Annotated in this window: 11 protein-coding genes; 4 read left to right on the top strand and 7 right to left on the bottom strand. The window is 74.8% G+C overall.

All coding sequences use genetic code 11. The features are described 5' to 3' along the window. On the top strand, positions 1–653 hold a 653-nt coding region (locus Q0195_RS06245), incomplete at its 5' end, for a glutathione S-transferase C-terminal domain-containing protein (RefSeq protein ID WP_299275998.1). Between the two features lie 3 nt (positions 654–656). On the opposite strand, the gene Q0195_RS06240 is transcribed toward Q0195_RS06245, so the two are convergent. Further along, on the bottom strand, positions 657–2,150 hold the full coding sequence (locus Q0195_RS06240; protein ID WP_299276004.1) for a SulP family inorganic anion transporter: 1,494 nt from the start codon (positions 2,148–2,150) through the stop codon (positions 657–659). 256 nt (positions 2,151–2,406) lie between these two features. Between Q0195_RS06240 and Q0195_RS06235 the strand changes: the two genes are divergently transcribed. Beyond that, entirely contained in the window at positions 2,407–2,802 is a 396-nt protein-coding gene (locus tag Q0195_RS06235; RefSeq protein WP_299275996.1) for a MerR family transcriptional regulator, read from the top strand. Here Q0195_RS06235 and Q0195_RS06230 read toward each other — a convergent pair. Beyond that, positions 2,789–4,639 (bottom strand): hypothetical protein, encoded by a 1,851-nt coding sequence (locus Q0195_RS06230; RefSeq protein ID WP_299275993.1) that lies wholly within the window; start codon positions 4,637–4,639, stop codon positions 2,789–2,791. The genes Q0195_RS06235 and Q0195_RS06230 overlap by 14 nt on opposite strands. Before the next feature lie 96 nt (positions 4,640–4,735). On the opposite strand from Q0195_RS06230, the gene Q0195_RS06225 reads away from it, so the two are divergent. After that, positions 4,736–5,074, top strand: coding sequence for a thioredoxin family protein (locus Q0195_RS06225; RefSeq protein ID WP_299275991.1), 339 nt, complete (start codon positions 4,736–4,738; stop codon positions 5,072–5,074). On the opposite strand, the gene Q0195_RS06220 is transcribed toward Q0195_RS06225, so the two are convergent. Beyond that, a complete protein-coding gene (locus Q0195_RS06220; protein ID WP_299275989.1) occupies positions 5,071–5,484 on the bottom strand; it encodes a MarR family winged helix-turn-helix transcriptional regulator in 414 nt (137 codons plus the stop codon). The two genes, Q0195_RS06225 and Q0195_RS06220, sit on opposite strands and share 4 nt — an antisense overlap. 156 nt (positions 5,485–5,640) lie before the next feature. Between Q0195_RS06220 and Q0195_RS06215 the strand changes: the two genes are divergently transcribed. Beyond that, on the top strand, positions 5,641–7,461 hold the full coding sequence (locus Q0195_RS06215; protein ID WP_299275986.1) for an ABC transporter ATP-binding protein: 1,821 nt from the start codon (positions 5,641–5,643) through the stop codon (positions 7,459–7,461). 155 nt (positions 7,462–7,616) lie between these two features. On the opposite strand, the gene Q0195_RS06210 is transcribed toward Q0195_RS06215, so the two are convergent. The 4 genes from Q0195_RS06210 to Q0195_RS06195 all read right to left on the bottom strand — a co-directional run. Continuing rightward, on the bottom strand, positions 7,617–8,387 hold the full coding sequence (locus Q0195_RS06210; protein WP_299275984.1) for an HAD-IIB family hydrolase: 771 nt from the start codon (positions 8,385–8,387) through the stop codon (positions 7,617–7,619). A 40-nt stretch (positions 8,388–8,427) separates the two neighbouring features. Then, complete coding sequence (locus Q0195_RS06205; protein WP_299275982.1) at positions 8,428–9,249, bottom strand: aldo/keto reductase; 822 nt, start codon at positions 9,247–9,249, stop codon at positions 8,428–8,430. Positions 9,250–9,254: 5 nt separating this feature from the next. Then, positions 9,255–10,247, bottom strand: a complete 993-nt coding sequence (locus tag Q0195_RS06200) for an NAD-dependent epimerase/dehydratase family protein (protein ID WP_299276001.1) — start codon at positions 10,245–10,247, stop codon at positions 9,255–9,257. 65 nt (positions 10,248–10,312) lie between these two features. Continuing rightward, on the bottom strand, positions 10,313–12,230 hold a 1,918-nt coding region (locus Q0195_RS06195), incomplete at its 5' end, for an AMP-binding protein (protein ID WP_299275979.1).

The following is a 12,230-nucleotide window of genomic DNA, read 5'->3' as shown; positions in this document are numbered from 1 at the left end:
CCACCGGCCAGGTGGTGACCAACGACTACGCCCAGATGACGCTCGACTTCTCCAGCGAGTGGCGCGACCACCACCGCGAGGGCGCCCCCGACCTCTACCCCGAGCACCTGCGCGCGGAGATCGACTCCGTCAACCGGCGCGTCTTCACCGACGTCAACAACGGGGTGTACCGGTGCGGCTTCGCCGGCTCGCAGGAGGCCTACGACCGCGCCTACGAGCGGCTGTGGTCGGCGCTGGACTGGCTCGAGGAGCGCCTGACCGACCAGCGCTACCTCGTCGGGGACACCATCACCGAGGCCGACGTGCGGCTGTTCACCACCCTCGTGCGCTTCGACGCGGTGTACCACGGGCACTTCAAGTGCAACCGGAACAAGCTCAGCGAGATGCCCGCGCTGTGGGCCTACGCCCGCGACCTCTTCCAGACCCCCGGATTCGGCGACACGGTCGACTTCGTGCAGATCAAGCAGCACTACTACATCGTCCACAAGGACATCAACCCGACGCAGATCGTCCCCCAGGGCCCGGACCTGTCGAACTGGCTCGAGCCGCACGGCCGCGAGGCCCTCGGTGGGAGGCCGTTCGGGGACGGCACCCCGCCCGGCCCGGTGCCGGAGGGTGAGCGGGTCGACCCCGCCCACACCCCGCTGCGCTGACCGTCAGCCGCCGAGCGTGCCGGCCAGGCGGGTGTGCCGGTCGGCGCTGGCCTCGTTCAGCCCGGTGATCGTCACCCGCTTGCCCCGCTCGGCGTACTTCGTCGTGATCGCGTCGAGCGTGGCCACCGTCGAGGCGTCCCAGATGTGCGACTGCGACATGTCGATGACGACGTTGCGCGGGTCCCCGGTGTAGTCGAACTGGTAGACGAGGTCGTTGGACGAGGCCCAGAAGAGCTCCCCGACGACGGCGTACACGCGGGTGTCCTCCTCGGGGTGGTCGACCTCGACGACCCGGGTGAAGTGCGCCACCCGGTTGACGAACATGACGGCCGCGACGACCACCCCGGTGAGCACCCCCCAGGCGAGGTTGTTCGTCAGCACCGTGACGACGACGGTGGCGAGCATGACCGTGGTCTCGCTCTTCGGCATCCGGCGCAGGGTCGCCGGGCGGACCGAGTGCCAGTCGAAGGTGCCGACGCAGACCATGACCATGACCGCCACGAGCGCGGCCATCGGGATGCGGCCGATGAGGTCGCCGAAGCCGACGACGAGCACGAGGAGGAACAGCCCGGCGAGGAAGGTCGAGATCCGGGTGCGGGCGCGGGACGCCTTGACGTTGATCATCGTCTGGCCGATCATCGCGCAGCCGCCCATGCCGCCGAAGAAGCCGGTGACGACGTTGGCCACACCCTGGCCCCAGGCCTCGCGGGTCTTGTCGGAGTGGGTGTCGGTGACGTCGTCCACCAGCTTGGCCGTCATCAGCGACTCCATGAGCCCGACGAGCGCCATCGCCACCGCGAACGGGCCGATGACCTGCAGCGTCTCCAGGGTGAGCGGCACGTCGGGCAGGAACAGCGCGGGCAGCGAGTCGGGCAGCTCGCCCTGGTCGCCGACGTCCGGGACGTCGATCGCGAAGGCGACCGTGACCGTGGTGAGGACGACGATCGCCACGAGCGGCGCCGGCACCGCCGTGGTCAGCTTCGGCAGGAGCACCATGACGATGATGCCGACGGCGGCCATGGCGTAGACCATCCACGGCACATCGGTGAGGTAGGGCAGCTGGGCCAGGAAGATGAGGATGGCCAGCGCGTTGACGAACCCGACCATGACGCTGCGCGGGATGAAGCGCATGAGCCGGGCCACCCCGAGGGCGCCGAGCACCACCTGGATGACACCGGCGAGGATGACGGTGGCGATGAGGTGGTCCATGCCGTGGTCGCGCATGACCGGCGCGATGACGAGGGCGACGGCGCCGGTCGCCGCCGAGATCATCGCCGGCCGCCCGCCGAGGAAGGCGATGGACACGGCCATGGTGAAGGAGGCGAAGAGCCCGACACGCGGGTCGACCCCCGCGATGATCGAGAACGAGATCGCCTCGGGGACGAGCGCCAGCGCGACGACCAGCGCGGCCAGCACCTCGGTGCGCAGCCGACGCGGGTCGCGCAGGGCGCCGAGGACCGAGGTGACGTCCTCGGTGCGGGCCTTGCGGCGTACCATCGGGCTGCGGCCGGTGCGCAGGCCGGCGAAGGGTGAGGTCACGAGCTCTCCGGGACTCGGGGGGCGGCAGGCGCCCGGTTGGCGGCGGACATGGCGCACCGTCGAGCCGGAGGAGCTGCCGGGACCCGGGTCCGCGGTGGTTCGCGGCACGGCCCTGGCCGGCTCCGTGGGCGACTCTAACGTGACGTGAGGGTCCGTGGGCGGTGAGACCGCTCACCACCCGGCGGTAGGGTCGGCGCAGACGGGAGGTGCGGGCATGGGGACGCAGATGCAGATCGGCGAGGTCGCCGAGCGCACCGGGCTGTCCCTGCGCACAATCCGCTACTACGGCGAGGTCGGGCTGGTCACTCCCTCCAGCCGCACCGAGGGCGGCTTCCGCCTCTACACCGAGGACGACGTCGCCCGGCTCGAGCTGGTCAAGGCGATGAAGCCGCTGGGCTACAGCCTGGAGGAGATGGGCGAGGTGCTCGACGTCGTCACCGAACTCGAGCTCGGCCCCACCCCGGCGCGTCGGCAGGAGCTCGCCGAGCGGCTGATGGTGATCCGCGCCACCGCGGCCGAGCGCCGAGACCGGCTACGGGCCCGGCTGGCGACCGCCGAGTCGTTCCTCGCCCGCCTCGACGGGCACCTGGCGCCGGCTACTGGTAGCTGATGAAGTGCGGGAAGGGCTCCACCCGAGCGGTCTCCTCGGGGGTGAGCATCGGGGAGTCCTCGTCGTAGAAGTTCTTCCAGCCCCACCAGTCGATGTCCGGGGCGTTGGCGTGCAGGGTGCGCCAGGTCTCCTGCTTGCTGCCCTGCGGCCCCTGCCCGTCGGCGTGGACGAGCACCGCGAGCTCGCTGCGGGACAGGTCGACCTCCGGCACGGTCTGGATCATCCGCACCTGGAACTGGTGGAGGACGAGGAGCTTCTGGGGCAGGTTGTGCTCCCGGGTGAGGTCGGCGAGCCAGTCGACCACCTCGTTGACCTCGGCGGCGGTCACCGAGCCGATGCGGACGAGGTGGCGGTCCTGCGGTCCGAGGTTCCACTCCGGGTCCAGCGCGAGACCGACGTGCGGCAGCGCGAGGAGCTCGGCGTACCGCTGGGCCTGCTCGAGGAACGAGGCGCGCCCGGGCTGGAGGTCCAGGACGACGTACTGCCCGGCCTCCCCCGCGGCCTCGACCAGCGGGCGCAGGCGCTCCACGGGTAGCTCGTTGGAGTAGTTCCCGTCGTCCCCCGCACCCGCGGACGCGACGGTGGCGATGATCTCCAGCGCGGGCACGACGGCGTCCTCGGTGAGCGCCTCGTACGGCCGGGCGTGCTCCGCCGCCCGCTCCACCGTCTCCGCCACGCCCTGCTCCCCCAACACCCCGAGCGCAGCGGTGCCCGGCGTGCCGTAGAGCGCGACGTACCGCTTGCCCGGCAGGACGAGCTGGCCGCCGCCGGGCAGCTCCACGCCCGTCGCGGCGGTCGCCGCACGCCAGCCGAGGGTCTCGGCGTCGCCGAAGCCGTCCCCGAGCCCGACGACGTGCGCGGGCTGGGCCTCGGCGAGCGCCGCCACGGACCGGCTCGTCGCCCGCGGGTCGCCACCGGGCACGAGGGCGAGGTCCGCGCCGGCGGCCCGGGCCGTGGCGACCGCCGGCAGCTCGGCGGGCGCCCCGGTGGTCAGGACGAGGGTGCCGGAGACGGGGTCGGGGAGGTCGAGGGCCGGGACCCGGCCGCCCGCCGGGTCCGCGGAGGGGTCCACGACGGGCAGCGTGCCGCCCGGTGACGGCTCCGCGGTGGCGGCGTCGCCGGCCGCGGCCCCCGGTCCCCCGCGGGTGGCGGCGTCCTCGGGCGGCTGCGCCGCAGCGTCGTCCGGGGCGTCCGGTGTCGAGGCGTCGTCCGGGGCGTCCGGTGTCGAGGCGTCGTCCGTCGTGCCGACGAGCGGGGTCAGCCGGCCACGTTCGAGACCGGCCACGGAGGCCACCTCCTCGCCCGCCTCGGCCGCGACCGGCTCGTCGACGGGGACACCGAGGAGGTCGGCCGCCGCGTCGTCGTCCGCGGGGGCTGGGACGGCGACGACCTCACCGCCCTCCGCCCCGTCCTCAGCCGGTGCGACGGCGTCCGGGAGCGTCACGTCGCCCACCGTCACCACCCAGCCGCTCCCCAGGCGGGTGAGCTCCGCGCCGAGGGCGGCACCGTCGTCGTCGAGGAGCACGGGGGCACCGAGCGCGACGGCGAGGCTGCCCGCGCGCAGGTGGGCGGCCGGGTCGGCGTCGTCGGCGAGGACGACGACCGGCGCGGAGGCGAAGAAGGTCCGGCTCGCCTCCAGCGCCAGCGCCCCGTCGGCACCGGGCAGGACGGTGACGCCGTCGGCGGGCTGCTGCACCCGGCCCTGCTCCGGTGCCGGGGGCGTCTGCGCCGAGGGCGGCTCCGTCGGCTCGGCCTCCCCGCCGCCGCTGCTGGTGCACGCGACGAGGGCGAGGACCACCGCTCCGGCGAGCGTGACACGCGTGGGACGACCGCTCACGTGAGAACTCCTGGGCGTCGGGGACGGCGTGCCCGGCCCACCATACGTGCCGATCGCCACAGCGTCGCGGGTGCCGGCCGGCCGTAGGATCGGGTGGTGGCTCCCTCCCGACTGACCGCGGACGCGCTGGGGCTCACCGAGCCGCTGGGCGAGCGCGCCACGCTCCTGCAGCTCTCCTCGGGCTTCTGCGCCCCGTGCCGCGCCGCGCGCGGGCTGCTCACCCGGGTGGCGGAGACGACTGCGGGCGTGCGGCACGTCGAGCTCGACGTCGCCCACCACCCCGGGCTCGCCGAGCGGGTCGGCGTCACCCGCACCCCGACCGTCCTGGTCCTCGACGCCGAGGGCGCCGTGCTCGCCCACCACGTGGGGGTCCCGCGGCTGGCGGCGGTGCGTGAGCTGCTCGACCGTCTGGCCCCCGGCGAGCCCCGCTCCTAGTCGAGCAGGCGGCGCAGCAGCCGGCCGAGCTCCTCGCGCTCGGGCGGCTCGAGCCGGCCGAAGAACTCCTCCGCGGCCCGCTCCCGGGCGGCCCACGCCGTCTCCTGCATCTGCCGGCCTGCCTCGGTGGCGACGACACGCACCGCGCGCCGGTCGTCGGGGTCCGGGGTGCGCTGCACCAGGCCGCGCGCCTCGAGGGAGTCGACGACCTCCGTGGCCGAGCGCGGGGCGATGCGCAGCCGGGCGGCGATCTCGCTGAGCCGCGCGGGCTCCTGCCCGCACACGGTGCGCAGCGCCCGGGCCTGGTGCGGGGACAGCTCCCAGCCCTCCAGCGCCGCCCACCAGCGCCGGCGCAGGGCACGGCTCGCGTGCATGAGGGCCTCGCTGAGGTCGGAGTCGCGCTCGCTCATGGCGCAACACTAGCGCTGGAACCACATAGTGAGGTAACCTCCTTATCGGTGTGCCGCCGCGCGGCCGAGCCGGTGCACGGCCGGGGCTCCCGGACCGGCGCGCCGAGACCACCGACGGCACATCCCGCCGTCCCAGCAGAAAGCGAGGTGGTGCTCATGTCCAGCCCCTCCCTCCGGCCGCACTCCGCCGTCCGCCGCGACCCGGCCGACGTCGCCCAGCTCGCGGCGCACCCCGTCTCCCTGCGGCGCATCGCCGCGCTCTTCCGGCCGCACCGGCCCACCTTGGCGCTCGTCGTCGTCCTCATCGTCCTCAGCTCGGTGCTCGGCCTGGCCACCCCGTTCCTCACCCGGCACGTCATCGACGTCGCCCTGCCCGAGCAGGACCTGCGCCTGCTGCTCCTCCTCGTCACCGGCATGCTCCTCGTCACCGCCGGGTCGGCCGTGCTCGGCGTGCTCCAGACGTGGCTGTCCACCCGGGTCGGCCAGACGGTCATGCACCGGCTGCGCACCGACGTCTTCGTCCACCTCCAGCGCCAGCCGATGTCCTTCTTCACCCGCACCCGCGGCGGAGAGGTGCAGTCGCGCCTCACCCACGACATCGGCTCCATGCAGACCGTGGTCACGGGCACCGCCACCGCGATCGCCTCGAACCTCACCACGGCGGTGGGCACCGCCGTCGCGATGGTCGCACTGAGCTGGCAGCTGTCCCTCTTCTCCCTCCTCGTCGTCCCGCCGGCGATCTGGCTCACCCGCCGCGTCGCCCATCTGCGTCGGGCCTTCACCGGCCGGCGGCAGCGCGCCCTGGCCGCGCTCCACGGCCAGGTGGAGGAGTCGCTGTCGGTCAGCGGCGCCATGCTGGCCAAGACGCTGGGCGCCGGGCCCGAGCTCGGCCGCCGCTTCGAGGAGGCCTCCCGCGAACTCGTCGACCTGGAGCTGCGCTCCGAGCTCGCCGGCCGCTGGCGCATGGCGACGATGAGCGTGATGTTCTCCGCCATCCCCGCGCTCATCTACCTCGCCGCCGGCCTACCCGGCACGGGCAGCATCTCCATCGGCACCCTCGTCGCCTTCGTCACCCTGCAGACCGGCCTGTTCCGCCCGGTCATGGGCGTGCTCAACACCGGCGTCCAGGTGACCGCGTCCCTCGCCCTGTTCAGCCGGATCTTCGAGTACCTCGACCTGCCGGTGGAGATCGACGACCCGGTCACACCGGTGCGGCTCCCGGAGACCCGCTCCCCCGCCTCCGTCACCTTCGAGCGCGTCTCGTTCCGCTACGACGGCGCCGAGACCGACGCCGTCACCGACGTCGACCTCCACGTGCCGGCCGGCACCCGGCTGGCGCTCGTCGGAGAGTCCGGGGCCGGGAAGTCGACCATCGCCGCGCTCGTCGCCCGACTGCAGGACCCGACCTCCGGGCGGGTCCTGCTCGACGGCGTCGACCTGCGCGACCTCACCCTGGCCGACGTCTCCCGCCGGGTCGGGGTGGTCTCCCAGGAGACCTACCTGCTCCACACCACGGTGCGGGAGAACCTGCGCTACGCCCGACCGGAGGCGACGGACGCCCAGATCGAGGCGGCCGCCCGCGCCGCGCAGGTGCACGACCTCCTGGAGTCGCTGCCGGACGGCTACGACACCGTCGTCGGGGCGCGCGGCCACCGCTTCTCCGGTGGGGAGAAGCAGCGCCTGGCGATCGCCCGCACCCTGCTGCGCGACCCGCGCGTCCTCGTCCTGGACGAGGCGACGAGCGCGCTGGACACCCGCACGGAGCAGGCGGTCCAGGAGGCGCTGGACGTGCTGAGCCGGGGACGGACGACGATCACCATCGCCCACCGCCTGTCCACGGTGCGCGACGCCGACGTCATCGCCGTCGTCGACCGCGGCCGGGTGGTCGAGGTGGGCGACCACGAGACGCTCCTCGCCCGCGGCGGTCGCTACGCCGAGCTCGTCGCCGCGGCGGAGCGGACCCCGGTGACCGTCTGACCGGTCCGGCGTCCGCGGTCGGGGTCAGCGACCGACGGTCGCCGGCCGGCCGACGGGGTCACCGACCGACCGACGCGGTCACCGACCGACGGCGTCACCGACCGGCTGCCAGGGCTACCGCCCGAGCGACGGGGTCAGCGGCCCGGCCGACGGGCTCACCGACCGGCCGGCACCAGGTCGGCGATGATGCCGCGGACCACGCCGGCGGTCTCCTCGGCGCCGGCCACCGCGATGCACGGGACGCCGAGGGCCTTGACCGGGTAGTCGTTGCCGCCCTCGTCGAGGCGGTCGCCGACGAAGAGCATGTCGGCCAGGTCGATCCCGGTGTGCTCGGCCAGCCGGCGCATCCCGTAGGCCTTGTCCACGCCGCGGCGGGTGATGTCCACCGAGGTCGAGCCGCCGGAGCGGACCTCGAGGTCGGGCAGCCGCCGGGCGACGGCAGCGCGCAGCCGCTCCTTCTTCTCCCCCGTCGGGTCCCACGCCCGCTTGGCCTCGAGCGGGGCCCGCTGCCCGAGCGCGGAGAAGGTGATCTGGGAGCCGCGGTCCTCGAGGATCGGGCCCCACGTCTCCTCCTCCCACAGGCCGAGCCGCCGTGCCTCCTGCTCCAGCGCCTGCTGCGCCGCAGCCCGCTCCTGCGCGGTGAGGTCGTGGGCGTAGACCTGCTGCAGCGCGCCGTCGTCGGCGAAGCGGTAGTAGCGCGTGCCGCAGGTGGGCATGAGGTGGAGGCGGGACCGTGCCTCGTCGTCGAGCTCGAGGCGGTCGGTGACCTGGGTGGTGAACTGCGCGAGCTGCCCCCCGGAGATGATGCACACCGGGACGACGTCCAGCAGCGCGGTGAGCGCCTCGGCCATCTCCGGCGAGATCGGGGACTTGGAGGGGGTCAGGGTGTCGTCGAGGTCGAAGGCGACGAGGCGTGCGGCAGGCATCAGGTCAGGATACAAGTGACCACTCGGCGGCCCGGCGGGCTCAGAACTCCTCGTGGGTGTCGGGGTCCAGGCGCGGCCGACCCCGGTCGAGCGCGCCGATCTGGCGCATCTCCGACTCGCTGAGCTCGAAGCCGAAGACGTCGAGGTTGACGCGCTGCCGGTGCGGGCTGGCGGACTTGGGGATCGGGACCACGCCGAGCTGGACGTGCCAGCGCAGCACCACCTGGGAGGCCTCCACCCCGTGCCGGGCGGCGACCTGCTCCACCGCGGGCTCGGTGAGCAGCTGCGGGCTGCGCGCCAGCGGGCTCCACGACTGGGTGAGCACCGTCCGCTCGGCGTTCGCCGCCCGCATCTCGGGCTGGGCGAAGTACGGGTGGAGCTCGATCTGGTTGACCGCCGGGACGACGTCGGTCTCCGCGACGACCCGGTCGAGGTGGGCGGCAGTGAAGTTGGAGACCCCGATCGAGCGCACGACGCCCTCCTCGCGGAGCTTGACCATGGCGCGCCAGGAGTCGACGTACCGGTCCAGCCGCGGCAGCGGCCAGTGGATGAGGTAGAGGTCGACGTAGTCCAGGCCGAGCTTGCGGCGCGACGTCTCGAAGGCGCGCAGCGTGGACTCGTAGCCCTGGTCCTGGCCGCGCAGCTTCGTGGTGACGAAGACCTCCTCGCGCGGGACGCCCGACTCGGCGATGCCGCGGCCCACGGCCTCCTCGTTCTCGTACCGCGCCGCGGTGTCGATGAGCCGGTACCCGGCCTCCAGTGCGGTGCGCACCGCCGCGGGCGCCTCGTCGTCCATGGGCCAGGTGCCCAGGCCGATCGCAGGGATCCGGTTGCCGTCGTTCAGGGCCAGGGTGGGGATCATGGCCCCTATTGTCGGCTGCCCGAGAGCCGGAGCGCACGGTAGTGCTCGGCGAGCCGGTCCAAGCCCTCGTCGATGCTCACCGCGGGCTCCCAGCCGAGCAGCTCACGGGTGCGGCGCTGGTCGAACCAGTGGGCGGTGGACAGCTGCTCGGCGAGGAACCGGGTCATCGGCGGTTCGTCGCGGCCGGGGCGTACCGCCCACACCGCCTCCACGACGGCGCCGGCGGCCCGGGCGAGCGCGGCGGGCACCCGCCACCCCGGGACCGGTGCCCCGGCGGCGCGGCAGATCCCGCCGATGATGTCCCCCACAGGACGCGGCTCGCCGTTGGTGACGACGAGCGCCTGCCCCCGCACCTGCGGGGCCCGCTCGAGTGCGGCGACCAGGGCGTCGGCGGCGTTGTCGACGTACAGGGTGTCGACGAGCACGGCGCCATGGTCGAGCAGCGGCAGCCGCCCGGCCCGCGCGCGCTGGACGATCCGCTCGACGAGCTGGGTGTCGCCCGGGCCCCAGACGATGTGCGGCCGGACGGCGACGACGGCGAAGTCCGCGTCGTCGGCGCGCAGCGCCAGCTGCTCGGCGGCCGCCTTGGTGCGCGCGTAGTGGCCCCGGGCCCGCTCCGGCTCGGCCGGCCCGGCCCCCGCACCGACGAGCGAGCCCCCGGTGTGGGCGACCGACGGTGAGGAGACGTGGACGAAGCGGTGCACCCCGACCATCCGGGCGGCGGTGAGCAGGGTGCGCGTGCCCTCGACGTTGACCCGCTCGTACTCCTCGCGGGGGCCGCTGACGGAGACCTTGGCGGCGAGGTGGACGACGGCGTCGCGGCCCTCGACCGCGCGGGCGACGGCGGCGGGGTCGGTGAGCGAGCCGAGCGAGTCGGTCGCGCCCGGGACCCCGGCGGGGCGCCGCTGGAAGGTGCGTACGTCGTGCCCGGCGGCGACGAGCCGCTCGGCGGTGCGGCGCCCGAGCAGCCCCGAGGCACCGGTGACGAGGACGCGCAGGCGCTGCGGCGGGTCCGGCACCACGACGAGCTGCCGGGTGCCGCGGCGGGTCCGACGGCGTGAGCTCACGGCCGGCCCATCCGTCCGCCGGCGAGGGCACGCTCGGCCCACCGGCCGATGCGGCCGCGTTCGATCTTCGCGTTGTGCCGGACGTCGGTGGGCAGCTCCGGCACCCGGAGCACCGCCGACACCCTGGCCCCGCAGTGTGCGGCGACGGCGCGGCGGACCGCCCGGGCGAGCCCCGCGGTGGCGATCGACGGCGCGGCGGACGCCCGCCGGTCGACCGCCGGGTCGGTCTCGAGCACGACGACGAGCTGCTGCGTCCCCGCCGGCCCGACGCCGACGGCGGCCGCGCGGCGCACACCGCGCACCAGCTCAGCGGCGTGCTCGACGGCGACGGGGGTGACCACGCCGTCGGGGGTGGTGACGATGTGGGCGAGCCGGCCCTCGACCCACAACCGGCCGCGGGCGTCGAGGTGCCCGACGTCGCCCGTGCGGTGCCGGCCGGGGTGGTCGGCGCTGGCGGCCTGGGTCGCCCACAGGCGGTCGTAGGTGCGCTTGAGGTGTGGTGCGGCGACGAGGATCTCGCCGGTGACCCCGGGCGCCGTGGTCGGCGCGCCGGTGGCGGCGCCTGCGGCGTCGAGCGGGACCACCTCCACCGTGCTGCCGGGCACGGGGCGACCGACGCAGGTACCACCGCCCGCACCCGGGACCGTGCCGACGTCGGCGAGCGCCTCCCGGACCCCGGCGAGGTCGATGTCGGTGACCGGCAGCACCTCCGTCATCCCGTACGGGGTGTGCGCGGCGGCGTGCGGCATGACCTCGGCGACGCGCGCGAGCAGCTCGGGCGGGACGGGTGCACCGGCGGAGAGGAAGAGCCGGACCCCGGCGAGGGCACGGCGGTGCTCGGCACCGAGCCCGTCCGCGGTGTCGAGGACGTTGCGCAGCGCCGCCGGGGAGGTGAAGACGGCGGTGGCGTCCCCCGCGGCGACCGCGTCGGCGAGCGCCGTGGCGGTGAGCGTGGCGGGGGCGGTGACGTCCATGTCCGGGACGACGGCGAGGGAGCCGAGGGCGGTGCCCAGGAGGGCGAAGGGCGCGAAGCCGGCGACGAAGGACGAGCTGGGGCCCAGCCCGTACGTGGCGGCGAGGGTGTCGCGCATCCCCGCGAGCCCTCGGTGGGTGTGGACCACCCCCTTGGCAGGTCCGGTGGAGCCGCTGGTGAAGAGGATGGCCCCGTCGGCCGCGGGGTCGGGCTCGGGCGGGAGCGCGGCACCGGCGCGCTCCAGCTCGGCGCCGCGGGCGACGAGCGCGGGCAGGGTGGTCTCGGCGCCGACGGCACGCAGCGCCGCCGGGGGCAGCTCGGCCGCTGCGATGCGGCGGCCGGGCCAGGCGAGCAGACGGGCCCCGACGAGGCCGCGCTCGATGCCGATGACCACGTCCGGCGCCGCTCCCCGCACGGCGCGGCTCATCCCGCGCAGCCCGAGCCCCTGGTCGGCCAGGACGACGACTGCGCCGAGCCGGAGGCAGGCGAAGAGCGCGGTGGTGAGGTCGACGCCGGGGGTGATGAGGAGGCTGACCCGGTCACCGGGGCGCAGGCCGGCGTCGTGCAGCCCGAGGGCGAGCCGGCGGACCCGGGCCGCGAGGTCGCGCCAGGTCACGGTCTCGGTCCCGTCCCGGCGCAACGCGACGACGGCGGGAGCCTCGTCGTCCCGGCGCTCGTCGAGGACGGCGGTGAGCGAGCGGGGCGTGGCCGTGACAGGGGCGCTGTCGGTGAGAGCCGAGCTCTCGGCGCGACCTGAGCCCTCGCCGCGAACTGAGCCTTCGGCGGGAACTGAACTCTCGGTGGGAACTGAGCCCTCGGTGGGAACTGAGCCCTCGGTGGGAACTGAGCCCTCGGTGGGAACTGAGCCCTCGGTGGGAACTGAGCTCTCGGCGGGAACTGAGCTCTCGGCGCGAAGTGGGCTCTCGGCGCGAACCGGGCCT

Source organism: uncultured Georgenia sp. (genome assembly GCF_937958535.1).
In the GTDB taxonomy this organism is placed as follows: Bacteria; Actinomycetota; Actinomycetes; order Actinomycetales; family Actinomycetaceae; genus Oceanitalea.
Note: the sequence above shows the minus strand (reverse complement) of the source record. Positions and strands in the feature narration are given on the sequence as shown.

Coding starts and splice junctions, on each gene's coding strand:
- Q0195_RS06210 (WP_299275984.1), bottom strand. CDS start 8,387: ATGCCTGCCGCACGCCTCGTCGCCTTCGACCTCGACGACACCCTGACC.
- Q0195_RS06205 (WP_299275982.1), bottom strand. CDS start 9,249: ATGATCCCCACCCTGGCCCTGAACGACGGCAACCGGATCCCTGCGATC.
- Q0195_RS06240 (WP_299276004.1), bottom strand. CDS start 2,150: ATGGTACGCCGCAAGGCCCGCACCGAGGACGTCACCTCGGTCCTCGGC.
- Q0195_RS06235 (WP_299275996.1), top strand. CDS start 2,407: ATGGGGACGCAGATGCAGATCGGCGAGGTCGCCGAGCGCACCGGGCTG.
- Q0195_RS06220 (WP_299275989.1), bottom strand. CDS start 5,484: ATGAGCGAGCGCGACTCCGACCTCAGCGAGGCCCTCATGCACGCGAGC.
- Q0195_RS06215 (WP_299275986.1), top strand. CDS start 5,641: ATGTCCAGCCCCTCCCTCCGGCCGCACTCCGCCGTCCGCCGCGACCCG.